The sequence below is a fragment of the Hymenobacter artigasi genome (genome assembly GCF_012275535.1).
Taxonomy (GTDB): domain Bacteria; phylum Bacteroidota; class Bacteroidia; order Cytophagales; family Hymenobacteraceae; genus Hymenobacter; species Hymenobacter artigasi.
Map to the genome: position 1 here is coordinate 188,146 of NZ_JAAVTK010000008.1, position 26,181 is coordinate 214,326.

Below are 26,181 nucleotides of genomic sequence, written 5' to 3' on the forward strand. Positions count from 1 at the left end.
TGCGGTAAAGATGCTTCGCTGCGCTCTGCATGACGGGCGATTATGACCTTCTATTGTGCCACAACCTTCGCCGCCCGCGCCTTGCCAAACTCCAGAATCCGGTCGATAAACTGATAAGGCGTATAGCCGGCCAACGCCGTCTGGTGGAAGATGCAGGTGGCGGGCGTCATGCCCGGCAGCGAGTTTACCTCGATGATGAGCACCTCCACTTCGCCCTCCTGGCGCACGCGCACAAAGGCGTCAATCCGGGCATAGCCCTGAATATCGAGCACTTCGGCCACGCGGCGCAGCACGGCCTTCACCTCGTTCGAGATGCGCTGGCGCTCGGCGGGGTCCACGTCGTAGCGGGCGGGGGTGATGTTCTGGCCTTCGCCGGCCAGGAATTTTTCCTCCAGGCTCAGCACCTCGCCGTTGGCCAGTGCCTCGCTGGCCTCGAATACTTCGATGTCGAGCAGGCCGTCCTCATCATACGAAGTGAGCAGGCCGCCCGTGACTTCGAGGAAGTGCGCGGCCCCGTCGCGGCTGATGAGCGTTTCGACCAGGAAGGCCTCCTTGCGCGGAAATTCCTCTTTGAAGCCCAGGCTCAGCACCGTGGCCGGGCCGGGCAGCAGGTCTTCCCCGGTGCGGAAAATGAGCTGGCTGAAGGCTTCGAGCTCCGCGCGGTTCTTGATTTTCTTCACCGCTGAGGAGCAGCCGTCGTCGGCGGGCTTGGCGATGAAGGGGTAGGGGAACTGTGTTTCGAGGCTGCGGTAGAAGCTTTCGGCGTCGGCCTGCCACTCCAGCTTGGGGGCCATGCGGTGCTCGGCTACCAGCAGGCCGGCGGCGCGCAGGCGCTTGTTGGTTTCGAACTTGTTGATGGTGATGCTGCTGCTGGCCACGCCCGAGCCATTGTAGGGCAGCCCGAACTTCTCCAGCTCCTGTTGCAGCGCGCCGTCTTCGCCGGGGCGGCCGTGCAGGGCGATGAATACTTCATCGACCATGCCGGCCAGCTCCTCGAACGAGATGCAGCGCGGCTGGGCCAGCGCCTGCCCGGCGTAAGTGCTGGTAATCTGGCTGGCTTCCTGCCGGATGCGGGCCAAAATGGGGTGCGGGGGCTCGCCGGCCTCGGCGTGCTCAATTTTCTCGCGGATGTCGTCGGCGTTGTCCTTCAGCATCACGTTCACGGGCAGCACGTAGAGCTGGTGCTCCTGCGCCGAGCCGGTGAGGAACACCGGCACCGGCGCGTACTTGGCCGAGGAACTGAGCTTCTCGAAAATATTGCGCCCGCTCTCCACCGAAATGTGGCGCTCTGAGGAGTAGCCGCCCATTATCACCGCTACCCGAATGCGCTCGGTGGCTTCGTGCTGGCGACCGGCCACGGCCGCATCGAGTTTGGCGAGCAGCGCCCCCAGCTTCACGGGGCGCAGGCCGGCGCGGCGGCGGGCCGCCAGCGACGTGCGGATGAGGTAAGTCAGAAACTGGCTCGGATTGAGTCCGATTTCAGCCGCCTGGTGGAAGAAGAACGAAGCCGGCAGCATGCCCGACGTCGTGTTCGGGTCATTTAAATAGAGGGTATGAGGGTGGGAGGGTAGGAGGGTAGGAGTTGCAGAATCAACAGACTCATGCCCTCCTACCCCCTTACCCTCATACCCTTCAACCACAAACCCATCCAAACGGGCATAAACCTGGAAGCCGAACGTGCGGAACATCTCCTCGCAGGCCTCGCGGATTTCCTGGATTTTATCCTCGGGCAAATCAATGGGGGTGATTTTGCGGGCCAGGCCGGGCAGGTATTTCGAGCGATAGTCGAACATCTCCTCGCCCTTCACAATCTCCGTCGGGGGCAGGGCCAGGGGCTGGCCGTCGGGGTCTTCCACCACAATGCACGAGAACTCACGGCCGGCCACAAAGCTCTCCACCAGCACCTGGGTTTCGCCGTCCACGTTGGTCAGGCGGATGGTTTCGGCCGTTTCAAAAGCCTGGTCGAGCGTGAAGAGCAGGGTCTCGGGGTGGTAAATGGTCGCTTCGCTTAATTCTTCATCAAGCGCCAGCGTCACCGGCAGGCCGATGCCGTCGCGGATATCCGTAAGGTGCTGCACCCAGGCCACTTTGTCCTGCGCACCCAGGCGCTGCCAGTCGGCGCGGGTCAGGGTTTTGCGGAACAGGCTTTTTTCGATGGCGGCCTCAAATTTGGCGAGGTCGTCGGTTTTCAGAATGCTCACGCCGATGCTGGAGCCCTGGCGCGGCGCTTTTAGCACCAGCGGCAGGCCCAACTCGCGCACCAGGTAGGCGAGGGTGGCAGCGTGGTCGGCGCGGTCCCATTCCTCGGCGGTGATGACGCGGAAGTCGGGCGTGGGCTGGCCCAGCGCTTTGAGCAGTTTTTTCTGCGCGATTTTATCAATGCCAAACGCCGAGGGCAGAATGCCGGAGCCCGAGTACGGAATCCCCAGCCACTCCAGCATTCCCTGAATGGCCCCGTCCTCGCCGCCCGGCCCGTGCAGGGCCAGGAAGGCAAAATCCATGAGCAGCGGCAATTGCTCGGGCTGCACCTGCCGGCCCACTTTGGCAATGGCCTCAAACTTTTCGTCGTGGCTCAGCTCGCCCAGGCTCTCGATGTACACCTGCAAATGGTGCAGCGACGGCGGCTGCGAGCTCACCGGCGGGTAGAAGTCGCGGATGGTGCCTTTGTAAATAAATTGCCAGTCGAGCAGAATGAACTGCCCGAGGCTGTCGACGAAGATGGGCACGGGCTGAAACAGCGCCTTGTCCAGGTTGTCAAACACGGTGCGGCCGCCGGCGAAAGAAATTTCCCGCTCGCGCGAAGTGCCTCCGAAAAAAATACCGATTTTCATAAGTGCAGCAAAGGTAAGGGAGTGCGGTAAGCTTTAGCTTGCCGTTTATCGTACAAGGCAGCGCCACCGTGGCCTCACGGTTCGGAGTGTACCCGCCGGGTTTACTTTGTAGCCTGATTACGTTTTCTCCACGGCAAGCTAAAGCTTACCTCACATTCCTTCATTCCCATGAACACCCTCGATACCTACAACTTCGCCGGCAAGCGCGCCGTGATGCGCGTCGATTTCAACGTGCCGCTGGATAAGGACCTGCGCATCACCGACGACACGCGCATCCGCATGGCCACCCGCTCGGTGATGAAAATCCTGAACGATGGCGGCTCCGTGGTGCTGCTCTCGCACCTGGGCCGGCCCAAGGGCGGCTACGAGCAGAAGTTTTCGCTCGAAGCCCTCGTGGCGCGCCTCTCGCAGGAATACGGCCGCGAAGTGCAGTTTGGCGGCGACGTGCTCGGGGCCGAAGGAGCCCAGAAAGCGGCCGCCCTGCAGCCCGGCGAAGTGCTGCTCATGGACAACGTGCGCTTCTATAAGGAGGAGGAAGCCGGCGACCCGGCCTTTGCCGCCAAGCTGGCCGCGCTCGGCAATGTGTACGTAAACGATGCCTTCGGCACCGCGCACCGCGCCCACGCCTCTACGGCCGTGATGGCCAGCTCCTTTGCCGCGCAGGACCGCGTGGGCGGCTACCTGCTGCAATCCGAAATCGACAACGCTCAAAAGGTGCTGGAAAATGCCGAGCGGCCCTTCACCGCCATCATGGGCGGGGCCAAGATTTCGGACAAGATTCTCATCATCGAAAAGCTGCTCGATAAGGTCGACAACCTGCTCATCGGCGGGGGCATGGCCTATACCTTTGCCGTGGCTGAGAATGGCCACGTCGGCAGCTCGCTGCTGGAGGCCGACAAGGTGGACCTGGCCCGCCAGCTCATTCAGAAGGCCAAAGACAAGGGTGTGAACCTGATGCTGCCCGCCGACTCGCTCATCGCCGACAAGTTTGCCAACGATGCCAACGTGGACGTGGCCAGCAACCTCAGCATCCCCGACGGCTGGATGGGCCTCGACCTGGGCCCCGAAAGCCGCGAGGCCTTCGCCGAGGTCATCCGCAACAGCAAAACCATCCTCTGGAACGGCCCGATGGGCGTGTTCGAAATGAGCAACTTCTCGCTCGGCACCGAGTACGTGGCCCAGGCCATTGCCGAGGCCACAGCGGCCGGCGCCTACTCGCTCATCGGCGGCGGCGACTCGGCGGCGGCCGTGCAGCAGCTCGGTTTTGGCGACCAGGTGAGCTACATCAGCACCGGCGGCGGCGCCCTGCTGGAGTACATGGAAGGCAAGGAGCTGCCCGGCGTAACGGCGCTGGGCTAGGTTGTAGCGAAGAACCAGTATAATAACGCAAAAAGGAGCCCCGGTCGCGCAGGCAACCGGGGCTCCTTTTTGCGTTATATAATCGTCAGCTTTTGCCGTGCAGCAGGTATTTGGTCTGCTTGAAGCTGTAGCCCACGGACACTACCATGCGGCCGGCGCTGGCCGGATGGTCCGTGGTGGCGGTGTAGATGGGCAGCTGGAAGCTGGTGTTGAGCGAGAAGTTTTTGTAGTACACATCCAGCCCTGGGCCCAGCAGGGCGTTGTTCATGGCGTGCTCGCCGGTGAGCTGGCCGTCCAGCATCTCGCCCTTGGTTTTCTCGTAGAAAAACTGCGCCGAGGGGTACACCTGCCAGTTTTCGCCCAGCGGCACGCGGTAGAACAGGCTGGCGTAGGTGGCCGTGCTCGGGGCCAGGCTGTTGCTAAACGTGTTTTCGGAAGCCCGGCGGTAGCTGCTGTTCACGCTCAGCCCCAGGCTGCGGTAGCTGCCGATGTAGTTGGCGTACACGAAGCCGTCGGTGGTGCCGGTGCCCACCTGGTTGAGCAGGGCGTAGCGTACGCCGCTGGCATTCTGGCGGTTGTACTCGCCGGTGGGCAGCTTCAGGCCGCCGCCCACGATGAGCCGGCTCTGCACCCCGGCCGTTTCGATGGCCCGGATGAGGTGGTAGCCGGCAAAAACCGTCACGTCGCCCACGCCGGCCGAGTTCAGTTGCTTGCCATTAATCTGCGAAGTATTCATCACGTAGGGCACGAAGGCGTTCAGCTCCACGCGCTGCGAGAGGAAGTATTTGCCGCGCAATTCGATAACGCGGAAGGCTTCGAAGTCGGCTGGGTCGCCGTGGTGCGAGTGGGCGTAGCCGTTGTCGCCGTTGAGGGGCGAGGGGAGGAACGGCCGCGCCCCGGCCGGGAAAAACTGCGGCGACTGCCCCAGCGCCTGGTAGCCGTTGAAAATGCGGTAGCGGTGCATCAGGCTGAAACCGCTCTGGTTGTCGTAGGGCGTGATGCCCATAAAGCAGCCGCAGATGTCGCAGGCCCGGCCGGGCAGCGCCAGCCCACTCAGCAGCAGGCTTATGAGAATAGCTTTCTGAAAATTCATCGGAGTAAATGCGGAAGCCTAGGGCTGCGCCGCCAGCCGCGCATCGTGGATAAACGAGTCGTCGGTGAGCGTGTGCAGGAAGGCGATGATGTCGGCTTGTTCGGTTGTGGTAAGGGGGATTCCCAGCGGCCCACCTGTCGGGCGCAGCGCCGCATCGAGGGTGGGCGAGGCCATCACGCCGTGGTCGTAGTGCGCCAGCACCTGCGCCAGCGTGGCAAAGCGGCCGTCATGCATGTAGGGGGGAGTGAGGGCCACGTTGCGCAGGCTCGGCACCTTGAAGCGGCCCACGTCGGTGGTCCGCCCGGTGATGTGGGCGCGTCCCGAATCGGCTTCGAAGGTGGCACTAAGGCCGTTGTTGCGGTAGGTTTCGTCGGTGAATAAGTCGGTGGCGTGGCAGCCGGCGCATTTCTGCGCCACCAGCACCCGGCCGCGCCCCTCGCCGGCCGTGAGCACGGCTCCGGCCTCGCCCCGCACCACCTGGTCGTAGCGCGAATTGGCCGAGGTGAGTGCGGCCGTGTACTGCGCCAGCGCCCGCAGAAACTGGTAAGCATCGATGGGCCCGGCCCCGTACACCGCCGCGAAGCGCTGCGGGTAGTGGGCATCGGCATTGAGCCTGGCCAGGACGCGAGGCAGCGTCTCGTCCATTTCCAGCGGGTTGGTGAGCGGAGCCAGGGGTAGAGTCTCGAGGTTTTTGGGCCCGCCGTCCCAAAAAAACTCTGCTTTCCAGCGCAGGTTTTGCAGGGCCGGGGCGTTGCGGGTGCCCAGGCGGTTGGCCACGCCGTGGCTCAGGCGGTGGTCGGCGTTGGCGAAGGCCACGAATTGCTGGTGGCAGCTCCCGCACGACACGGACCCGTCGCGCGAGAGCCGCGCATCGTAAAACAGGCTGCGGCCCAGCGCAAACGCCGCCGCCGTGGGCGGGTTGGCATCCGGGGCATACACGGGGGCGGGGAAGTTGGCCGGGAGGGTGGTGCCGGGCACCGGGGCATCCGGCACCACCACATCGCCAAGGCCGCAGCCCGCCAGGAGCAGCCCCGCCAGCCCGCAGGCCAGCGAGGCAACCAAGGTGCGGCGCATGGCCGGGCTAGTTGGCGTGGATGTGCTCGACCGAATACATGCCGGCCGCGTAGTTATTGGCCACCTTCACCGCATTGCTCCCCGGCGACTGCACGTCGGACAGCGTCGCAAACCGAATGGTGCTCGGCCCGCTGAAGAGCTTGAGCAAGTCCACATTCAGGTGGATTTCGGGGCTGTGGTCGGCGCGCACCAGCAGGGTCGTGCCGCTGGGAAAAGCCGGTGAAACGGTCCGGATGGTGTTGTTCGGCGCTTTAAAGCCCCCAATGTGGAACGTAAGGGCCGACGTGGTGGACTGGGCGGAGTAGCCTTCGAGCTTGGTGAAGATGTAGCCCGAGTTCCAGGTCCAGAACATGTTGTTGTTGGGGTCGAGCGCGCCTTTCTGCACGCCCGAAACATTGTGCACGCTATCGACCCCAATGGTGAAGGTGATGCCCTTGTAGTCGCCGACCGGCACGCCGGTGAGGGTGAGGTGCCGGGAGTCGGGCTTGGCGGCGTCCAGCAGGTAGTAGCTGTCGGGCACGGCATACGTCGAGCCGTCGGTCTTGGTGAAAACGATGTTGGAGATGTACTGCCGGAAGATGCTGATTCTGAACTGGTCGCCAGCCAGCGTCGTATAGGTTTTGGTGTCCAGCACCAGCGGGTCGGCCCCCACGGTCTGCTCAAATTCGAGGGATACCGTGGGCGGAGCGGTCACCACTTCATCTTTCTTACAGCCCGCAAGCGCGAGCGTAGCAAGGGTCAACGTACAGAAAAGGGCGGATATAGAAAAGCGTTTCATCGGAAAAGCGGGGGCGGGGGAAATCAACAACTGATTGAAAAGCAGCGCGTATGCGCGCATCCGGCCCGCCGGGAAAACCCGACGGAGCCAGCAAATTGGCCGGCCTCCTGCCACGCAGAAAGCCAAAGCCACAATCAGGCTGATAACAGGGGCGGGCGAAACACGCCCCGGCCGGGCACCGCCGCGCAGTGCGGCACGGGCCGGCGGGCATAGGGCCGGGCAGCCACCGGCCAGTGCCGGGGCCGAAGCAGCAGCAGGGCGACGGTGGGCAGCACTTCGTACTTCACCTTGGCCAGCATTTCGGGGGCTTTTTTGTCGCCGCCCTCGGCTTTGCGCAGCTGCTGGGCCAGGTGGCACTTGCCGTTGCAGTGCAGCTGCGGCCGGGCCTTGTTCACGCAGTACAGCTCCGTGATGCGGGCCTTATTCAGCTGATAATCCACGACCAGCACCTCCTGCCCCAAGGTCTGGAGCAGCATAAGCGTGACGAGAAAAAAAGCCAGAATGCGTTGCATAAAGCGGGAAGCTGTCCGGGCAAAGATAAGCCAGCAGCTCAGGATTCTGTTCCGGGATGGTAGCGCGTCATGCGCTGCATGACGTACTTTTTAGCGCCTATCCGAACAGGCGCTAGGTGTCGTCGCTCCGGTCTGACCGCCCTAGGCGGTCTGACCGGTTGTCGTGAGAACGAAATCGGGTCTTTAATCGGTCCGACCGGTTGTCGTGAGAACGAAACCGAGGAGCTTCAACCGGTCCGACCGGTTGCCGTGAGAACGAAATCGGGGAGCTTCAATCATTCGGCCCAGTTGTCGTTCAAACGAAATCGGGGGAGCTTCAACCGGTCAGACCGCCTAGTGCGGTCGGACCGGAGCATACGCTTGCTGCTGGGTTAGTTCAGATAGGGCGACTCCAACTCCTGGCCCATGCTGCGGAGCGTATCGGTGCCGCGCCGGCCGGTGAGGCGCGTGCTCAGGGCCTGGGCTTCGCGGGCGCTGAGCACGTCCAGCTCGTGCAGCCAGGCCACGCGGCGCAGCTGCGGCTCGATAAAGCCGAGGGGGTTTACCTGGCCGTACTCATCGCGCAGGTAGGTTTTGGTGCGGCGCTCCAGCTCCGCTACCAACGTGCGGAACTGCTTGCGCTGCCAGGGCCGGCCGGCCAGCGTGATGGCCAGATGCGCCGTGCGCAGCCGGAATGTGCACCACTGCTGCTCGAAACGCAGCCAGCTGGCCAGCACGTTTACCCCAAAAATGAGCCACCACGAGTACAGCGCCACCCCGGTGTGCCCGGTGGCCAGCCACTCGCGCCACGGGCCGTAGCCCAGAAACACGAGCAGCAGCCCCGTGAGCAGCAGCTGGTTGGTGGGAATGTGGCGGTGCTCGCCGGACTTGATGGGCAGAATTTCTTCGTAGGGCACCTCGGTTTCGAGCGTGGGCACGCCTTGGGGGTTGCGCTTGCACACATACAGGCTTTCAGCCCGCAACTCGATGTGCGTGGTACCCAGAAAAAGCTGTTTTTGGCTAAAAATCATTCAGGGGAGGGGTGGGGAGTGGGTAGAATGAGGGGGGTGGAGAGTGGTGTAATTGAGGCAGTCGCCCGCCATCGTGTGCTGTCTGTCATTGTGTGCCGTCCGTCATCCTGAGCGTAGCGAAGGACCTTATCGCGCCCGAACAGCTTGCAGTAATTTCAAACAGTGCAGTTGTGATAAGGTCCTTCGCTACGCTCAGGATGACAGACGGCTCCGCTCAGCATGACGGCCAATGAACTACGAATGAGAATCACCCAAACGGGCTCGGCGTAAAGCACAGCACAAAAATAGCCACCATCAGCCAGCCCAGCAGCTGCCGGCCGCGACTCAGGGGGCGCTCATCGGGCGCGGGCGGGTGATAGATGCCCGTGAAGCGTCCCAGCAGCAGCCCGAATACCAGCCAGCCGGGGTTGCCCACGACGCCCGGCAGCAGCGCGGCCCCCGCCACCTGCCCCGCCCAGATGCCCGCCGCCAGCAGCAGCCCCTGGCGCGGGCGCGGGAATACCCGCCAGAATATCAGCGCCAGATACCCCGCGTACACCGGCCCGCCATACAGCCAGGTCTGCCAGTCGTCGTGCAGCGAAAACAGCCCCAGTCCGGCATAGAAAATAAAACCCGTGAACAGCACCGGCACCATCCGGTTGAAGCGCCCCGGCCCCAGCAGCCCGTACAGAATGTGGCCGCCGTCGAGCTGGCCCATGGGCAGCAGGTTGAGGGCCGTGAAAAACAAGCTGAGCGAGCCCGCCAGCAGCACGGGGTAGTGCATCAGCTCCAGCGGGTGAGGCAGGCGGGCGGGGTCGGCAAAGGCGCTTTCCAGCCACTGATAGAGCAGCGGACGGGCCAGGGTGAGGCCGTTGGCCAGCTCCTTGGCCCCGTACACATGCCGCGCATAGTCGGCCCCGTATTGGGCGTAGTCTGGGTGGATGGCGTACAGATACGCCAACGGCGGCAGGTGCGTGAAGCCGTAAATCAGCAGCGGCACCGCTACCAGAAAGCCCGCCAGCGGCCCGGCCAGCCCGATGTCGAAAAACTCGCGCCGCGAAAAAATCCGCTCCCGAATCCGGATGATGGCCCCAAACGTGCCCAGCCCCATCGGAAACGGAATGTAGTAGGGCAGCGAAGCGCGCACCCGGTTGTAGCGCGCCGTGAAGTAATGCCCAAACTCGTGCACCGTGAGCACCCCCAGAAACGGCAGCGCAAACCACAGCCCGCGCCGCAGCTCCACCCACAAAGCTGCCCCGCGCAGCTGAAACACCTCAAGCGGCAGGAAATCGACCGCGCCGCGCGTGAGCTGAATGCCGGCCAGCGTAGTGGTCACGAGCGTGACCAGAAACAGCCCGAGGTGCAGCGCCGCCGTGCGCCCCGCCGACGGCTCCGGCCGCTCGAAGCGCCGGAACAGCCTCCGCGCACGGGCCAGGCGGCCGGGCGCATCAGTAGCCATCGGCGCGGCTACATCGGCCGGGAAGCCCGCGAAATCAGGTTCAGGACTGGGCAGGGGCGTATTCTCGGGGAAAGGCACGGAGGGCTTCGGGCAGGGCGGTGAGGAGGGTGAGGGGCGGGGCCAGGTGCAGCACCTGCAGCCCCAGGCGGCGGGCGGTGGCAATGTGCTGCGGGCTGTCCTCGATGAACAACACGTCTTCGGGCTGCCAGTTCATTTCGCGCAGCACGTGCCGGAATATTTCCTCGCCGGGCTTGCGCAGGCCCACCTCCTGGGAGTAGAACACGCGGTCGAGCACGTCGGCAATGCCGTTTTGGAAGCCGTATTGGCCGGCCAGCCGCCGGTTTATTTCGGCAATGTGCAGCGTGTTGGTGTTGGAGAGCAGCGCCGTTTGGTGGCCCTGCCGGCGCAGCTCGCCAATGAGGGCGAGGCGCTCGGCGGGCACGTCGAGCAGCATGGCGTGCCAGGCGGCATCCAGCTCGGCATCGGTGGCATCGAGGGCATAGGCGCCGCGCAGGCCGGCCCGGAATTCGGCGGGCGTGAGGTGGCCGGTTTCGAAGCGGTCGAACAGCTCGGCCTGGCTGGCCTGTGAAAAGGCAATGGTGCTGCCGGCGCGGCTCAGCCGGCGCATGGCAGTGGGGGTGGCATCGTAATCAATATCAATGATGACACCGCCGAAATCGAACAATAAGTGGGGAAGCATGGGCTGGCTTGTTTTTCCATCCACGAAGGTCGTACTTTTGCAGCGTTGGAGGGCTGGCAACGGCAGGGTTGAGGTGAAAGATGACTGCCTCCGGCACCGGGCCCATAGCTCAATCGGTTAGAGCAACTGACTCATAATCAGTAGGTCCTCGGTTCGATTCCGAGTGGGCCCACGAAAAACCCTCTCACGATATCGTGAGAGGGTTTTCTGTTATAAATATGCAAAAAATGGGCGCCACCCATGCGCGGTCGATAAAGGCGATGCGATTCATCGCCGGGCCATGCAGCAACCCGAAAATGGCTAGTTGAGCCACATGCGCTCAATGAACTCGAAGCGGTGCGGGGCGAAAGCGTTGAAGTACGGCGCCTCGCCCTCGAAGCCCAATACGTGTACCAGGTCCAGGCCTTCGGTGCGGCTTTCTACCACGCGCACGGCGTAGGCCTGGCCCTGCACGGGCCAGTCGCCTACGTGGTTGGCGGGCCGGTTATCGGCATCTACACAAATGGCATAATCCAGAAACGGAGCCGCCGAAGTGGCTTCGGCAAAGGTGTGGTTAGCTATTTCCATAAAATAAAGGTATAGAAAAAGCTCAACCAACGGGGCTTGGCTTTGGTGCAATTTCGCGGGCGCTTTTCATATCGGGGCCGATACGGGAGCTAAGCCGGTTCCGGGCTGCTGCCACCCGGTGGCTCCACCCGCCTGGCTGCATAGCGGGCGTGAAAAAGAGTAAATAAGCCTTGAATCAGGGTTTTTGGGCATATTTTTCCATCTTGGGAGTACCTTTGCGGTCCTTATGGCTTCTGGTAAACAACGCATCCACTTTCGCAATCCTGCCGGCCAACTGCTGGAGCAGCCTGTCGGCGAATACATTATTATCCGATACAGCCCCAGCCCGCGCCAGCTGGCCGACCTGCAAACCCTGCTCGGCTACGCTAAGCAAGTGCTGGCGCTCCGCCGCTGGCACAAGGTTATTGCCGACCATAGTCGCATGGTGCCCTTCACCCCCGAAGAATCTGCCTGGGTCACCGATTACTGGCTGAGTATGCCCAGCACCCGGATGCCCGATTTCTACGGGGCCATCCTGTTGCCCGCCGATGTGCTGGCGGGCCTCCCCATCGACCAGGCCACCGGCGAAGCTACTGCCCGGGCCATGACTTACCGCCTGTTTGGGGAGGAGGCCGAGGCCGCAACCTGGCTGGCGCAGCTGACATAGCCGCCGTAGCAGTAGCACGAAACTTAGCAGGCAATTTGGGCCACCAAAAATACAGCGCCTAATAGCCACAGGCCCAGCTGCTGAGCCGGTTGGGGGCGGGAGGTTTGCTGCGGCAAAGCTGGTTTGATAGACTATGCATGCCGGGCTTTATCCAGATTTCGCCCGGCCGGTTCGGGCGCTTTTACGTTTGGAGTGGTTATACCCGTCCATCAACCAACGTGAAAATGACCAATCGCTGGAACCTGAACGGCCGCCGCGCCCTCGTAACAGGGGGCACCAAGGGCATTGGCCTGGCCATTGCCGAAGAGCTCCTGGCCCTGGGCGCCGAAGTGCTGGTAGTGGCCCGCAACGAAACCGAAGTAGCCGCCGCCGTGGCCGACTGGACTGCCCGTAGCCTCCCCGCCACCGGCCTGGCCGCCGATGTGAGCACCGAGGCCGGCCGCGCCGCCATCATGGCCCAAATTCAGGCCCAATGGCAGGGGCTCGACCTGCTTATCAACAACGTGGGTACCAACATCCGCAAGGGATTCAACGACTATACCACCGCCGAATATGAGCGGCTGTTTCAGGTGAACCTGTTCAGCATCATTGAGATGTGCCGGGCAACCCATTCGCTGCTGAAAGCCTCCGGGCACGCGGCTATCGTGAATGTGGGCTCGGTGGCGGGCCGCTTCGACGTGGGCACCGGTGCCTACTACAGCATGACCAAAGCCGCCGAAGAGCAGCTCGGCCGCAACCTGGCCGTGGAGTGGGCCCCCGACGGTATCCGGGTGAATACGGTATCGCCGTGGTTCATCCGCACGCCGCTCACGGCGGGGCTGATGGCCCGGCCCGACTTCATGGCCAAAGTAGAAGCCCGTACGCCCATGGGCCGCGTGGGCGAGCCCGTCGAAATTGCCGCCGCCGTGGCCTTCCTGTGCCTGCCCGGTGCGGCCTACATCACTGGCCAGTGCCTGCTGGTAGATGGCGGCATGAGCGCCAAAGGCATGTAGCAGCCCCGGCACTGCGGGAATGAATCGTCGTTTGGCGGAGCCGGTGGCAGCAGGCTATTCTATCCGCCGCAGGCCCAGTACGCCAATGATAATGAGGCTGGTGTAAAATACGCTCAGCCAGGAAAACGGCTGTTTGAGGTAGAGCAAATCCACCAGTTTGATGCCGACCACGGCCAGCGCCATCCAGGCCGAGTAGGCGGTAGCCGTGGGAATGTTGCGCATGGCCTGCGAGAGAAAAATGACATTGGCCAGCCCAAAGCCCACGTAGGCCAGCAGCGGCAGCACCGGCAGCAGCAGCGCCGGCTGGCCCAGGCTGTGCGCCCAGGCTATCTCCTTGATGCGCTGCATGCTCAGCGCCTTGAGGCTATACGTCCAGCAGACTTCCATGAAGGAAGCCAGAAACAGGGAAAACCAGGGATTAATCAACGAGACGAGGCGGCCGTGGTGGGCGTATGAGATGAGGCGGCCGGGGCCGGATTTTGGCCGAAATTACCGCCTGGCCGCTGCGCGGGAATGGTTTCGGAATAGGCCTCGGGCACGGGCCAGCCGTGCAGCGGGCGCAGGGCCGGCACGCGCTCGGTCAGGCGCTTCAACACCCGCAGCCGCACGCCGTGGTAGGCGCGGAACAGCGGCGAGCGTTTGGCTAACTCGTCTTCATCGAAGCGGACCACGGAAAAGAAATGCTGGCTGAAATAATCCTTCGGGAAGGCGTAGGGCAGGCCCCATTTCAGGGGCTTGTGGTCGGGGCGGTAGGCGGTGCCAAAAATCCAGTCCCAGAAAGCGAATTTGGTGGAGAAGTTGGCGTAGAATACTTCCTCGTGGTCGGCGTGGTGCCAGAGGTGCATCTCGGGGCCGTTGATGACGTATTGCAGCCGGCCCGAGCGCACGTCGATGTTACAGTGAATCCAGATGCCCCACACGGCATCGATGCAGGCCTTGATGGGCACCACCATGGGGTCAGCTCCCAATAGAATAATGGGAGCAAACTCAATGGTCTGGTTAATAATAATTTCCAGGGCGTGCGAGCGGGAACCGGCCAGCCAGTCCACCTGCTTGCCGGAGTGGTGCGCCTCGTGGGTGCGCCAAAACAGCGGGCTGCTGTGCTGAAACCGGTGAAACCAGTAGATGTAGAAATCGTGGGTAATCACGAAAAAAAGCACCTGCGCCCAGATGGGCCAGCCCGTCACAAAATGCAGCTTCGAGAAGCCGAAATGCTGGTCGAGGGGCAGGATGATGTAGTCGAAAATGATGATTTTCAGCGCGAAGCTCTGCACGAAGGTGTAGAGCACCAAGTCGGTCCAGAAGCCCTCGCGGAAAAACGGCAGGCCTTTCCGGTACGGGATGATGCGCTCCAGTGTAATCACGATGGCCACCCAAACGAGCAGAATGGCCGTGGTGATGAGTTCGACGTGATGCATGGCGTGGAGGCGGAAATTAAATAATCAAGAACGTCATGCTGAGCGCAGCCGAAGCATCTCGCGTGTGGTAGTAATCCAATCGCAAGGAGAGGATTAGTGGGAGCACGCGAGATGCTTCGGCTGCGCTCAGCATGACGTTCTTTGTTGGTCCAGACGGTTCAGCAGTTCAACCGAAACGCCCTACTCCTGGTTCGGCGTCAGCTCGCGGCGCAGGCGGGCGCGGGGCTCCAGCTCGGAGTCGTACACGCGCTTCACGCCATCGCCGAGGCCTTCCTCCACGTCGCGGATGTCGCGCACGAGCTTGGCCATGCCGCCCGGCTCCACGCTGGCGGCGTGGTCCGAGCCCCACATGGCGCGGTCGAGGGTGAAATGGCGCTCCACGAAGGCGGCTCCCAGCGCAACGGCGGCGACGGTGGTGGCCAGGCCGGTTTCGTGGCCCGAGTAGCCGATGGGCGTGGCCGGGAACATGCCTTGCAGCACGGGCACCATGCGCAGGTTCAGCTCGGCGGGCGGGCAGGGGTACGATGACGTGGAGTGCGCAATCATCAGCTTGTCAAGGCCTACCCATTTCACGGCCTGCTGGATTTCGTCCACGGTGCTCATGCCGGTGCTCAGCATCAGCGGGCGGCCGGTGGCACGCACGCGGTCGAGCAGGGGCTTATCGGTGAGCGAGGCGGAGGCCATTTTATAGAGCACGGGCGCAAACTGCTCCATGAAATCGACCGACGGCTCATCCCAGCACGAGGCAAACCAATCGATGCCCAGGGCCCGGCAGTAGTCGTCGATGGCGGTGTATTCGGCCTGGCCGAACTCGGTTTTACGCTTGTAGTCGATGTAGCTCATGCGGCCCCAGGGAGTGTCGCGCTGCTTTTCCCACTGGTCTTTGGGCACGCACAGCTCGGGCGTGCGCTTCTGAAATTTCACGGCGTCGCAGCCGGCTTTGGCGGCTTCGGAAATCAGCTGCTTGGCCAAGTCGAGGGAGCCGTTGTGATTGATGCCGATTTCGGCGATGATGTAGGCCGGGTGGCCCGCGCCGATAAACCGGTTTTTCCGAATTTCAACAGCTTGCATAAGGTGAGGGAATGTAGCACATGCTTCAGCTTGTGCCGGTGAGAAGTTAGCTGCTTGCGGGCAAGGACGTAAATAAACGGAGCTGCAAGCAGAGGTAAAGGGTTGCTAATGCGCAAGCTAAAGCATGCGCTACAATTCAAATAGCCGTCCAGCCGCCATCTACCACCAGGTTGGCCCCGGTCATGTAAGCAGAGGCATCGGAGGCCAGAAAAACGACGGCACCCTGGTAGTCGGTGGGCGTGGCCATGCGGCCGAGCGGCGTTTTGGCGCTGTATTGCTTGACGAAAAAGGCATCCTGGCTGTTCTCCACGCCGCCGGGCGAGAGGGTGTTCACGCGTACACCGGCCTGGCCCCAGTAGGCGGCCAGATAGCGCGTGAAATTCACTACAGCGCCCTTGGTCATGGGGTAGGATGGTGATTTATAGAAGGTTTGCTCGCCGGCCTCGTTGCGGTAAATACTCTGGTCGGGGCCAACCATGCCGTAGGTGCTGGCCACGTTGATGATGCTGCCTTGGCCCTGCTGCGCCATGGGCGTGCCGAACACCTGCGCCGCCAGAAACACGCCCGTCACGTTCACCTCCAGCACTTTCTGGAAGGTGGCCAGCGGGAAATTCTCAAACTTGCTTAAATCGGCCGCCAGTGCGGGGTTCTCAAACATGTCGTTGATGGCAGCATTGTTTACCAGCACATCGATGTGGCCAAAGCGGGTCAGAATCTGGTCGCGCGCGGCGGCCAGTGACTCCGGGCTGGTGACGTCAACGGCCAGGGCCAGGTGCGGGCCGCCACCCAGCCCGAAGGCCACGGCGGCAGCGGCTTCGGCGTTCAGGTCGGCTACTACCACATTGGCCCCGGCTTCGGCTAATGCGGCGCAGTGTTTCTGGCCGATGAGCCCGCAGGCGCCGGTGACGATGGCGGTTTTGTTGGTGAGGTCGAAGAGGTTCATTTGGGGCCGTTCTGGCGGGTCACCTCACCCCCTAACCCCCTCTCCCGTGGAGAGGGGGGACTAGTTTTTAGTTTAAAAAACCAGTTGTGGGTGAAGAATAAGAGCTAAAAACTAGAAGCTAGTTCCCCCTCTCCACGGGAGAGGGGGCTAGGGGGTGAGGTTTCGTTGAACGAGCTACTTCGCCTTCGCCGGCGCGGCGTTCGTCACTTTGCGGAATACGGCTTCCACCGGTTCGCCCAGCAGGCGTGCGGCCACGTCGCCGGCTTCGATGGCTTCTTTCAGCAGCGGCAGCACCTCGCGGTAGGTTGCGAGGGTGTAGGCTACGTCCTCATCCGAGTGCGAGAAGCACATGTTGTGGAAGCCGCCCCACATGATGCCGCGCTTGAATAGCTCCTGCTGCATGAAGGCCTTTAGCTCCATGCCGTTGCCGGCCGAGGGGTCGAAGGTGACGATGCTGCGGCAGTCGTAGCCGTAGCATTTCGTGTACTGCGTCAGGCCCAACTCGGCGGCGATTTCGTTGTAGCCATCCTTGAGCTTTTTGCCCTGCTCGGCGAGGCGGGCGGGCACGTTCTTTTCGCGCATCTCGGCGATGGTCGCAATGGCCGCCGCCATGCTCAGGGCTTCACCGCCGAAGGTGGTGAAGAAGAACACGTCCTGCTCAAACAGCTCCATTACATCGCGCCGGCCGGTGAGCAGGGCGATGGGCATGCCGTTGGCAAACGCCTTGGAATAGACCGCCAAATCGGGCGTTATGCCAAAATACTCCTGCGCCCCGCCCACGGCCACACGGAAGCCGGTCCACATCTCGTCGAAGATGAGCAGGGTGCCATTTTCCTTGCAGAGTCGTTCCACTTCGTGCAGGAAATTGTCCTTGGGCGCATCGAAAATAAACGGCTCCAGAATCACGCAGGCCACGTTCTCATCGAGCAGGGCTTTCAGCGAATCGAGGTTATTGTACTCAAAAGCAGCGGTCAGGTCTTTGGTTTCCTGCGGAATGCCCTTGTCGCGGCTGGTGGTGCCGATGTACCAGTCGTGCCAGCCGTGGTAGCCGCAGCAAAGCACCTTGTCGCGCCCGGTGAAGGCACGCGACACCCGCACCGCCGCCGAGCACACATCCGCGCCGGTCTTGCTGATGCGGATGCTTTCGGCGTTGGGGATGATTTCGTGAATCAGCTCCGAAAGTTCCACTTCCAGTTCATGCATCATCGAAAACGTGATGCCGTCTTCGAGCTGCGCTTTAATGGCGTTGTCGACCCGCTCGTAGGCGTAGCCCAGCGAGATGGGGCCGATGCCCATCTGAAAATCGAGGTATTCGTTGCCGTCCACGTCCCAGATGTGCGAGCCTTTGGCGCGCTTCACGTACTTGGGGCTCACGCCTTTGGTATACTGGCCGGGGCCTTTGGCGAGCGTCTGGGTCACCGGTGTCATGATTTTCTGCGCCCGGGCGTAGAGCTCATCCGATTTGGTGATGTCGGGGTAGTTTTCGTTGGAGGAAACGGTGTTTGGCATAGGGTGGGTTGTTGAAAAGAACGTCATGCAGAGCGCAGCGAAGCATCTTTACCGCTTCGTTGCAATCAGCAGTAGTTGGTATTTAGTATTGAGGTAAAGATGCTTCGCTGCGCTCTGCATGACGTTCAATTAGATTGACGTTCTACTGATGATAATGCGCAACTACTCGGCAAACTGATTTTCCAGCACGGCCGGGCCGGGGGCAATAGCCGCACCCGACTCGCCCAGATGCTCGGTGATGCGCCGGGCAATGTGGTGTCCGGTGAAGCCCTCGTACTCCAGCACCGCGCTCAGGCGGCCGGGGCGGTACCAGCGCTCCTCCAGCGCCAGCGGCAGCACGCGGGCGGTGAGCTGGTGGCGCAGCAGCACTTCGGCCAGAATGGAAAAGAGGCCACCGGTCACGAAATGGTCCTCCACCGTTACCAGGAGGCCGCCGCGCCGTGCCACGGCCAGCAGGGCAGCCTCGTCAATGGGCTTGAGGCTGCGCAGGTTAATCAGGCCCACGGACCTGCCCTGCTGCATCAGCAGCTCGCGGGCCACCAGCGTCTGCTCGAAGAGCATGCCGTAGGTGAGGATAGTGATGTCGGTTCCTTCGGCCACGATTTCGGCCTTGCCCATCTCGAAAGGGGCGTGCTCGTAGGTGGCGGGGCGGGTGTTGATGCGCACGTAAGCCGGGCTGGGCGAGGCCCAGATAGCGGGCAGCATGGCGAGCATGTCCTGCTCATCGGCGGGGGCAAAAACCGTCATGCCGGGGATGCCGCGCATTAAGCTCACGTCTTCAATGGCCTGGTGGGTGGGGCCGTTGCCGTCGGAGAGGAAGCCGGGCACGAAACCGCTCAGCTTGACGGGCAGCTGGCCGATGCCCACGTCGGTGCGGATGAACTCGAAGGCCCGCAGCGTGAGGAAGGTGGCCAGCGCGTGCAGAATTGGCACGCGGCCGCGCAGGGCCAGGCCGGCCGCCGCGCCAATCAGGGTTTGCTCGGTGATGCCCGTATCGATGAAGCGCGGGCCAAGCACGGCCGGCAGGTTGCGGATGAGGGCGCGGTTTTCGGCGGTCATCACCACGATGCGCTCATCGGCGAGGGCGGTTTCTTTTATGAGGTCTTCGTAAATCACTGATTTTTAGAATTTAAGCGGATTTCACGGATTTTGTAGTCGATTGCGCTTGGCCCGAGGGGGGCTAGCGCACCGTTAGGGTTTCGCTTGTGAGCGTGGTAGCTTCTTGGCTGTGCAACTCTTTAAGCAGCTCCGTCACTTCCTCCGAGGAGAAGTTGCAGAACCAGCGGTCGGCCCGGGCTTCAATGCTGGGCAGGCCGCGCCCGCGCACCGTGTCGCAGATGATGACTGAGGGCTTGGTTTCGGAGAAGGGGAGGGCAGCAAATGCTTCTTCCATCTGCGCGAAATCGTGTCCGTCAATCCGGCGCACTTCGCAGCCGAAGGCTTCAAACTTGGGGGCCAGCGGCTCCAGCGGAATCAGGTCTTCGGTAGCCACATTCGCCTGGAAGTGGTTGCGGTCGACGACCAAGGTCAGGTTGTTGACCTTGTGGGCGCTGGCCACCAGCAGGCTTTCCCACACGGTGCCCTCGTTCAGCTCGCCATCGCCGGTGATAACGATAACCTTGTTGGTCTGGCCGCGCATGCGACAGTCCATGGCCACGCCCAGCGCCACGCTGGGCAAGTGGCCCAGCGAGCCCGAGTGGAATTCCACGCCCGGCACGTTCCGGTTGGGGTGCCAGTAGATGTGGTCGTCGGTGCTCAGGTGCTGGTCGAGGCGGGCTTTGTCGAGGAAGCCGAGCTCCACGAAAGTGCCGTAGAGGGCGGGCACATCGTGGCCCTTGCTCAGGAACAGGTAGTCGCGGGTGGGGTCGGTGAGGTTATCAGGCCGCACGTTCAGGCAGTCGGCGTAGAGGTACACCAGCAGGTCGGCGCAGCTCAGCGAGGCACCGGTGAAGCAGCCGCCATCGGTGCTCAGGCGCACGATGTGCTCGCGCACGCGCAGGGCCAGGGCTTCTAGTTTCTGTTGTTTTTCGGGAGTCATGAGGGGTTTGTGCTTGGTTGCTGGTGCTTGGTGCCTGGTTCTCAGCGTTTGAAAGCCAAGCACCAGGCACCAAACACCAGGCACTAGATTTTTCGGGTTTGCGAGGCATCCACGGTTTTCAGCTCTGTCAAATGGTTGCGGTACCAGTTCACGCCCGCCAGGTGGGTATTAAGTTGGGCAATATCCGGGCGCTTATGCAGCAACTGCAGAATATTATCGAGGCCAAAGGTCGGGTTGGTCGGATGCAGCGCGTCATAAACAGCCTTTATGAAATTATAATCTTCCGGGTAGTCGATGGTCCAGCGGTGGCTCATCGAATAGTCAAGGCCGGTTTCCCACTCCACGTTAGCCAGCCGGAACCGGTCGGGATTTTCCCAGAAAAAGGGCGTGGTGTGCTCGCGCTCCAGCGGCCGTTGGGCCTCGCGCCAGGCGGTTTCTAATGCGGCGATGGGCATCACTTCTACATCATTGCCATCGGGGAAGGTGGCGGGGTGCAGGTTGCTCACAAAGTCGTAGCGGTCGGCAAAGTGCAGGTAGAAACCTACTACTTCGTCAATCACGGCCGGGTCGATGAGCGGGCAGTCCGACGGGATTTTCAGCACCACATCGGCTTCGTAGTGGCGGGCGACCTGGTAGTGGCGGTCGAGCAAATCGAGGGCATCGCCCCGGAAGCATTCGAGGCCGTGGGTGGCGCACAGCGCGGCAATGGCGTCGTCGTCGGCCTCGGTGGTGGTGGCCACCACCACGGTGCCGGCCAGGTGGGCGCGCTGCACCCGCTCCACCATGCGCACCAGCAGGGGCTGGCCGGCCAGCGGCAGCAGCACCTTGCCCGGCAGGCGCGACGAGCCCATGCGGGCCTGCACAACGGTCAGAATCTTGGGAACGGACATAGGCAGCAAAGTCAGCTAACGGGTAGTCGCCCCTTCAACGTGAATACGCTAAAAAGTCAGGTAAAATCAGCCGGAAATCGGGTAGCGGCCTGAGGCTTAACAACTAAAAAAATGAATTAATGAACGGCCAATGAACCATTGGCGGCCGGTGGTGCGGCAAAGGCCTCGGCATCGAGCTGCCGCAAAAAGGCCGGCCCGCTGCCCTCGAAGTGGCTAAAACCCCGGCAAATGGCCGCGATGCGTCGGGCCGAGGTACCGCCGTTCTGCCAGGGCAACTTGCGGCGCAGGTCGTCCACGTCGAAGTAGGAGTGCACGGGCTTGCCCAGGGCCAGGCCCACGTACACGACAGTCGAATACTGAGTAATGAGCTCCACGCAGTTGGCAATCATATGGTCGGTGTTGCCTTCCGTGAAAATCATTGTGCCGGCCGGGGCATTGGCGTTGATTTCGTCCACGGCGCGGGGCAGCTCCTCGTTGGGGTGCAGCTTGAAGGCCAGCGGCCGGCCGGCCGCAATGCGAACGCACTCGCGGATGAATTTGGGGCGGTTTTCGGGCGTGAAGGTTTCGCGCAGGTCGGAGGTGGCCGCCAGCACGTAGCCGTAGTGCGGGAAGTCGTTGTGCCGCACCTGGTCGATGTGGTCGAAATTGGGAATGCCCGTCACGATGAGCTTTTCGGCATCCACGCCCACCCGCTCGAAGTGCTGCTGATAGCCCACCGACGCCACGCAGTAGATGTCGCAACAGTTGTTCATGCCATTCAGGGCCGTGCCAATGGCCAGGATGGGGTAGCGGGTGAGGCGCTTCACCAGCCGTGCCCAGCGGTTGAGCGGGTCGGTCATGCCTTCCTGCACGAAAATGGTTTTGGTGCGGCGCATCAGCGGCCAGGGCACCACCACATCGGAGCAGCACACGATGAGGTCGTAGCTGTTGCCGTACACCCGCGCCTCGAAGTCGTTACGCAATTTGTGCTCCGCCAGGTACTTATCGGCCTTGGCCTTTATTTTCCCGGTGACGATGGTTTTGTCCAGCCCGCCGCTCCAGAGTAGGAATTTGTAGAAGGGGCGCTGCCAGCCATCATAGTAAAGCTGGCTGAAGTAGGGCTCAAACTCGTCGGCCAGCAGTTGCGCAATCTGGTGCATCTGCGTGGTCTGGTTGGGCGAGCCGATGAGAAAAAGAACCTTTTTTCGGGACATGCAGGACGAAAAATTGAGGCAACCGAACTGCCGGCGGGCTGCCCCACGGCAGGGCCGGCATACTGCCAAGGTACTGTATGAGGGGCGAAATACCACCCCCGCCCACCGGTTGCGCTACTGCAGCCGGTGCCAGATGGCGACGGTTGGCCCTGGCGCATTTCACCACGCCCGGCCCCGGCCAAAAACGCCCGGCCCGGCCGCCACAAGGGCACCGCGTACGCAGCTTCAACTAAATCAATCCCAACGGTTTTTCAATGGTCGACCTTAACCAGACCCGTGCCGAAAGTGGCCTCCGTACCAAATTAATCAAGAATTCAAAAGTGCCGTACGCAGCTAAAACGATTCTATATTTAGGGGCATTTATGCCCTGAATAACTTACGCCACTACCTACTTACCTCTACCATGATTCTGAGCTCCCTTCCCGATGCCGATGGCAGTCGGTGCACCCTCTCGCAAGAGCCCGGCGGCTGGCTGCGGGCTACCTGGCGCGGTTTCGTCGACATGCAGGAAGCCCTGCGCGGGGCCGATAACTACCTGCACACCCTGCAAGGGCTTCGCAACCCCTGCCTGCTCAACGACAACGTGGCGCTGATGGGGCCGTGGTTCGACTCCATTGAGTGGCTGGAGCGCGTGTGGGTGCCGCAAGCCACCGCCATGGGCCTGCGCTACGTAGCCCATGTAGTGCAGGCCGACTCGCTGTCCGATATTCTCACCGTGCATTTCGACCACGGGGCGGCCGGCCCGCTGGAGCTTCAGATTTTTCAGGACGTGGCCGAGGCCGAAGCCTGGCTGCGCGCCTGCCAGCAGGAGCGGCACGCCCGGGTGTAAGCCCCTGCCGGCAGGGCCGAACGGGGCCTACTTGCGCAGCACCCGAATGCTGACGCGCCGGTTCAGGGCGCGGTTGGCGGGGGTGTTGTTGGGCCGCACGAAGTATTTGGGGCCGTAGCCTTTGGCTTGCAGGCGGTCGGCGCTCACGCCCATGCTGGCCAGCGTGAGCATGGCCGCGCGGGCGCGGTCTTCGCTGAGCTGGTAGTTCACCAGGGCCTCGCCGGTGCTGTCGGTATAGCCGCCTATTTTCACCACAGACTGCGGAAACGTGGTGAGAATGCTGGCAATGTTGCCCAGCTGCAGCGCCGACTCGGGCGTGAGCTGGGCCTTGCCGGTTTCGAAGTTGATGCGGTCAAGATTAATCCAGCCCTTGGTCCGGTTCACCGAATCGACCTGGAAGGCGGGCGACGAAAGGAAGGTGTAAAGCCGGTTTTCGGTCGAGTTAGCCCCCACTTTCTGGGTGGTGCCGTCGGCCAGCGTCAGCACAATGGGCCGGCCGGTGTCGTAGATGTAGGTGTCCCGGTCTTGGTCGTAGCGGCCGTTGGGCTCGTTGCCGATGGCCGCCGGGCGGGCCGTGGCCAGCCGGTAGGCCCCACTGGCTGGGGCGCGGCTGGGCAGGGACTCCACGAGCCGGCTCCCCAGGGCGGGCGCGGGCGGGGCTGCCATGGCGGCGGCTTCGGGGGCCGGGCCGGGGGCCTCGGCCGGGGCCGTTTCGGGGAGGGGAATATTGGCTGCCGTAGCTGCGGCGGGGGCCGATTCCGGGTCTGTTTCTGCCACCAGGCTGGTTGTCGCCACCAGCGGCTGGTCCTGGCGCGGGGTGCTGTGACCAAAGAAGTAGCCCAGGCACACGGCCAGCAGCAGCAGCCCGCCCCACTGCCAGTACGGCGAGATGGCCCAGCCGTCGGCGGTTTCCGGGCTTGGCTCGGCCCAGGCGGCGGGGGTGGGGGCCAGCTGCACAGGTTGTACGGGCTGGTAGCGCAGGCCCAGCTCAGAGGGCAGGGGCGGCACGAGGCCAGGTTCTGAAGCTGGCAGCATGGCCGTGGCAATGGCCGCTTTCTCGGCGTGGAGCCAGTAAACGAAGTCGGTGGGCGACAGGCTTTTTTCGGTGGCGGCGTGGCCCAGCACGCCCAGCACGGCCGTGGCGGCTATTTGCAGGAGCGTGTCGCTGGCCGATGGCCGGATGGCTGCCCCGGCGGCAATGCGGCTCACGGTGCTGCGATAGGCGCCGTCCAGCAGGTCGAGGAGCAGGTTCACGCCCCGCTCGTAGCGGGCGGCCTGGTGCAGGTCGGCCAGCGGCTGGAGCACCTGGGCCGAGTCGGCTTCGCGCACCAGCTCCAGCAGGCCCTCGGGCGTGAGGCCGTGCCCCACCCGGCCCGACAACTCGTTCAGCACCAGGGGCACCGCCTGGCGTAGCGCATCCTCAACGCTGGGCGCGGCTTCATCGAGCCGGGTACCGAGGCGGGCAATGGTTTCGCGGGTGAAGCAGTAGCTAACTGATTCGTTTACAGTATTTTTCATAATGCGATAATTATTAGAAAATATTTGTTAAAACCGTGCCTGACCCCGCTGCCCCGCCGCACTCCACCGCGCCCGCACACGCGGCTCTAAAGCGTGTTGATTATCAATCTTGTGCAACTATTTCGCGGCTAAACAAAAATAACAAAATTTATTCATAATAAACATTATAAATATTAATTATAATAATACATTTAATTCGAAGCTGCTGCCCGCCGGGAAGCTACTTTTGGGGTTGCCATGAACGACCCGGAAATTCGCGCCCTGCTCTACCCGCTGCTGGCGGGCGGCGTCCGCATCGATGAGCTGCCCACGGGCACCACCCGCGCCGATGTGGTACACATCACCGAGCACTTTATGCACGGCTACGAGGTGAAGGGCGACGGCGACACCCTGCAACGGGTGGCCAACCAGCTGCGCTGCTACGGCGAGGTCTACGATTTCGTCACCTTCATCGTCACGGCAAAGCACCTGCCCAAGCTGCTGCCGCTGCTGCCCGCGTGGGTGGGCGTGCTGGTAGCTTCGGCCGAGGGACTGCACCCGCACCGCGCCGCCGGCTACAACGCCACCGTGGAGCGCGCGCCGCTGGCCAGGCTCCTGCTATTGGAAGAAGTGAAGCAGTTTTTACTGGCGCGGGGCCTCACGGGCGTGAGCACGCTGCGGAGCCGCGAAGTGAGCAATTTCCTGCGCACCACGCAGCTGGTGCCGCTTTCCAGCCTGGCGCAGTACGTGCGCGAGCGCCTCATTGCCCGCCTGCCCGAACGCCTGCTGATGCGGGCCGAGCGCAAGGCCGAGCGCGAGCGCCTGCCACCCCGCCGCAAAAAAGTCCGGCCCAAGGCCAAAAAGAAGAAGCCGGCCGGGCGCAAAAAAGCCCGTGCCGCCTAGCCGCTGAGAGCGGCCGGGCGGCACGGGCACAGGGGTGGCTAAAGCGGCTATTTCTGCTTTAAGGCACTGGCCACGGCTTGGTTGAGCAGGGGCTCCATCACGCGGTAGCCGGCCAGGTTGGGGTGCACCCCGTCTTCGCCGTAGGCTTTTTTCAGGCCGTTCTGGTCGTCTTTCAGGGCCGTGTGAAGGTCGTAGTATAGGAGGTGGCGCTGGCCGGCGTAGGCTTTAATTTGCTGGTTGAGGGCCAGGATTTTGGGGGCTGGCTCCAGGCCCTTGCGCCACCAGAAGTCCGAAGCCGGTGCCACCGCGCCCAGCACCACCCGTATGCCGTGGGCCTGGGCCAGCTCGGTCATCGTCATGATGTTGTTCATCGTGGTTTGCGGGTTGTAGGGGCCGTTGTTTTCGGCCACATCGTTGGTGCCCACCAATAGGACGACCACGGCCGGATGCAGGTCAATTACATCGGCCCGGAAGCGCACCACCGTCTGGCCCGTGGCCTGGCCGCTGATGCCCCGGCCCACATAGTCGTACTTTTTACCCTTGAAAAAGGCCGAATCCTGCTTCACCCAGCCCTCGGTGATGGAGTTGCCGATGATGACCACGCGGGGCCGGCCGGGCGTGGGGGCGGGCAGGCGCTGGTTGGCGGCGGCGTAGCGCTGGAGGTTGGGCCAGTCGTTGTGCAGCAGGTACTCCTGGCGCTGGTGGTAGGCTTCGTCGGCCGCTTTTTTGGTGGCGGCCGCGTCGGCGAGCTGCTGGGCGTGGGCGGGCGCGGCGGCGGCTAGTGCGGCCGCAAGCAGGAGGGCGGCGGGAAGGAATTTGGGGAAAATCGGGATAAGCATGGAACGGGAATAGTTCAGAACGTCATGCAGAGCGCAGCGAAGCATCTTTAC

25 protein-coding genes and 1 tRNA gene are annotated in these 26,181 nt (G+C 62.6%); 6 read left to right on the forward strand and 20 right to left on the reverse strand.

What is annotated here, in order from left to right:
- Positions 1-50 precede the first annotated feature (50 nt).
- Positions 51-2,831 (reverse strand): D-alanine--D-alanine ligase family protein, encoded by a 2,781-nt coding sequence (locus tag HBN54_RS14390; protein ID WP_168673912.1) that lies wholly within the window; start codon positions 2,829-2,831, stop codon positions 51-53.
- 168 nt (positions 2,832-2,999) lie between these two features.
- Here HBN54_RS14390 and HBN54_RS14395 point away from each other — a divergent pair, with 168 nt between their 5' ends.
- A complete protein-coding gene (locus HBN54_RS14395) occupies positions 3,000-4,190 on the forward strand; it encodes a phosphoglycerate kinase (protein WP_168673913.1) in 1,191 nt (396 codons plus the stop codon).
- Positions 4,191-4,275: 85 nt separating this feature from the next.
- Here the strand turns inward: HBN54_RS14395 and HBN54_RS14400 are convergent, their stop codons facing one another.
- The 7 genes from HBN54_RS14400 to HBN54_RS14430 all read right to left on the reverse strand — a co-directional run bounded on the left by HBN54_RS14400 (position 4,276) and on the right by HBN54_RS14430 (position 10,795).
- Positions 4,276-5,283 (reverse strand): transporter, encoded by a 1,008-nt coding sequence (locus HBN54_RS14400; protein ID WP_168673914.1) that lies wholly within the window; start codon positions 5,281-5,283, stop codon positions 4,276-4,278.
- Between the two features lie 18 nt (positions 5,284-5,301).
- Positions 5,302-6,357, reverse strand: coding sequence for a cytochrome-c peroxidase (locus HBN54_RS14405; RefSeq protein WP_168673915.1), 1,056 nt, complete (start codon positions 6,355-6,357; stop codon positions 5,302-5,304).
- A gap of 7 nt (positions 6,358-6,364) precedes the next feature.
- Positions 6,365-7,099, reverse strand: coding sequence for an MbnP family protein (locus HBN54_RS14410; RefSeq protein ID WP_168673916.1), 735 nt, complete (start codon positions 7,097-7,099; stop codon positions 6,365-6,367).
- 170 nt (positions 7,100-7,269) lie between these two features.
- On the reverse strand, positions 7,270-7,647 hold the full coding sequence (locus tag HBN54_RS14415; RefSeq protein WP_168673917.1) for a hypothetical protein: 378 nt from the start codon (positions 7,645-7,647) through the stop codon (positions 7,270-7,272).
- Positions 7,648-8,018: 371 nt separating this feature from the next.
- Positions 8,019-8,657, reverse strand: coding sequence for a hypothetical protein (locus HBN54_RS14420; protein WP_168673918.1), 639 nt, complete (start codon positions 8,655-8,657; stop codon positions 8,019-8,021).
- A gap of 247 nt (positions 8,658-8,904) precedes the next feature.
- Complete coding sequence (locus tag HBN54_RS14425) at positions 8,905-10,173, reverse strand: site-2 protease family protein (RefSeq protein WP_317170224.1); 1,269 nt, start codon at positions 10,171-10,173, stop codon at positions 8,905-8,907.
- Positions 10,136-10,795: an HAD family hydrolase gene (locus HBN54_RS14430; protein ID WP_168673919.1), complete on the reverse strand. Its 660-nt coding sequence runs from the start codon at positions 10,793-10,795 to the stop codon at positions 10,136-10,138. The genes HBN54_RS14425 and HBN54_RS14430 overlap by 38 nt, the downstream gene beginning before the upstream one ends.
- A 98-nt stretch (positions 10,796-10,893) precedes the next feature.
- Between HBN54_RS14430 and HBN54_RS14435 the strand changes: the two genes are divergently transcribed.
- A tRNA-Ile gene (locus HBN54_RS14435) sits at positions 10,894-10,967 on the forward strand.
- A 128-nt stretch (positions 10,968-11,095) separates the two neighbouring features.
- Here the strand turns inward: HBN54_RS14435 and HBN54_RS14440 are convergent.
- On the reverse strand, positions 11,096-11,362 hold the full coding sequence (locus HBN54_RS14440; RefSeq protein WP_168673920.1) for a hypothetical protein: 267 nt from the start codon (positions 11,360-11,362) through the stop codon (positions 11,096-11,098).
- Between the two features lie 226 nt (positions 11,363-11,588).
- Here HBN54_RS14440 and HBN54_RS14445 point away from each other — a divergent pair, with 226 nt between their 5' ends.
- Together HBN54_RS14445 and HBN54_RS14450 are read left to right on the forward strand one after the other, a co-directional pair.
- Positions 11,589-12,008 (forward strand): hypothetical protein, encoded by a 420-nt coding sequence (locus HBN54_RS14445; protein WP_168673921.1) that lies wholly within the window; start codon positions 11,589-11,591, stop codon positions 12,006-12,008.
- Positions 12,009-12,232: 224 nt separating this feature from the next.
- Positions 12,233-13,000 carry an SDR family oxidoreductase gene (locus HBN54_RS14450; protein ID WP_168673922.1) on the forward strand — a complete coding sequence of 256 codons (768 nt, stop codon included), beginning with the start codon at positions 12,233-12,235 and terminating at the stop codon, positions 12,998-13,000.
- 54 nt (positions 13,001-13,054) lie between these two features.
- Here the strand turns inward: HBN54_RS14450 and HBN54_RS14455 are convergent, their stop codons facing one another.
- From HBN54_RS14455 to HBN54_RS14495, 9 genes are all read right to left on the reverse strand, one after another.
- Complete coding sequence (locus HBN54_RS14455; protein ID WP_168673923.1) at positions 13,055-13,387, reverse strand: DMT family transporter; 333 nt, start codon at positions 13,385-13,387, stop codon at positions 13,055-13,057.
- 35 nt (positions 13,388-13,422) lie between these two features.
- On the reverse strand, positions 13,423-14,418 hold the full coding sequence (locus HBN54_RS14460; protein ID WP_168673924.1) for a sterol desaturase family protein: 996 nt from the start codon (positions 14,416-14,418) through the stop codon (positions 13,423-13,425).
- 180 nt (positions 14,419-14,598) lie between these two features.
- A complete protein-coding gene (locus HBN54_RS14465; RefSeq protein ID WP_168673925.1) occupies positions 14,599-15,489 on the reverse strand; it encodes an N-acetylneuraminate synthase family protein in 891 nt (296 codons plus the stop codon).
- A gap of 136 nt (positions 15,490-15,625) precedes the next feature.
- Positions 15,626-16,432 carry an SDR family oxidoreductase gene (locus HBN54_RS14470; RefSeq protein ID WP_168673926.1) on the reverse strand — a complete coding sequence of 269 codons (807 nt, stop codon included), beginning with the start codon at positions 16,430-16,432 and terminating at the stop codon, positions 15,626-15,628.
- Between the two features lie 174 nt (positions 16,433-16,606).
- Entirely contained in the window at positions 16,607-17,941 is a 1,335-nt protein-coding gene (locus tag HBN54_RS14475; protein WP_168673927.1) for an aminotransferase class III-fold pyridoxal phosphate-dependent enzyme, read from the reverse strand.
- 162 nt (positions 17,942-18,103) lie between these two features.
- Complete coding sequence (locus HBN54_RS24020; protein ID WP_168673928.1) at positions 18,104-19,057, reverse strand: transketolase family protein; 954 nt, start codon at positions 19,055-19,057, stop codon at positions 18,104-18,106.
- A gap of 64 nt (positions 19,058-19,121) precedes the next feature.
- Positions 19,122-19,979, reverse strand: coding sequence for a transketolase (locus HBN54_RS14485; RefSeq protein ID WP_168673929.1), 858 nt, complete (start codon positions 19,977-19,979; stop codon positions 19,122-19,124).
- A gap of 83 nt (positions 19,980-20,062) precedes the next feature.
- The gene (locus HBN54_RS14490; protein ID WP_168673930.1) at positions 20,063-20,869 is read right to left on the reverse strand and encodes a cytidylyltransferase domain-containing protein; all 807 of its coding nucleotides are present in this window, start codon (positions 20,867-20,869) and stop codon (positions 20,063-20,065) included.
- A 116-nt stretch (positions 20,870-20,985) separates the two neighbouring features.
- Complete coding sequence (locus HBN54_RS14495; protein WP_168673931.1) at positions 20,986-22,062, reverse strand: hypothetical protein; 1,077 nt, start codon at positions 22,060-22,062, stop codon at positions 20,986-20,988.
- Between the two features lie 403 nt (positions 22,063-22,465).
- On the opposite strand from HBN54_RS14495, the gene HBN54_RS14500 reads away from it, so the two are divergent.
- Positions 22,466-22,891, forward strand: coding sequence for a hypothetical protein (locus HBN54_RS14500; protein WP_168673932.1), 426 nt, complete (start codon positions 22,466-22,468; stop codon positions 22,889-22,891).
- Positions 22,892-22,918: 27 nt separating this feature from the next.
- Here the strand turns inward: HBN54_RS14500 and HBN54_RS14505 are convergent, their stop codons facing one another.
- Complete coding sequence (locus HBN54_RS14505) at positions 22,919-24,409, reverse strand: OmpA family protein (protein WP_168673933.1); 1,491 nt, start codon at positions 24,407-24,409, stop codon at positions 22,919-22,921.
- A gap of 237 nt (positions 24,410-24,646) precedes the next feature.
- On the opposite strand from HBN54_RS14505, the gene HBN54_RS14510 reads away from it, so the two are divergent.
- Complete coding sequence (locus HBN54_RS14510) at positions 24,647-25,291, forward strand: sce7726 family protein (protein ID WP_168673934.1); 645 nt, start codon at positions 24,647-24,649, stop codon at positions 25,289-25,291.
- Between the two features lie 47 nt (positions 25,292-25,338).
- On the opposite strand, the gene HBN54_RS14515 is transcribed toward HBN54_RS14510, so the two are convergent.
- Positions 25,339-26,130 carry a GDSL-type esterase/lipase family protein gene (locus HBN54_RS14515; protein WP_168673935.1) on the reverse strand — a complete coding sequence of 264 codons (792 nt, stop codon included), beginning with the start codon at positions 26,128-26,130 and terminating at the stop codon, positions 25,339-25,341.
- Positions 26,131-26,181: the final 51 nt, after the last annotated feature.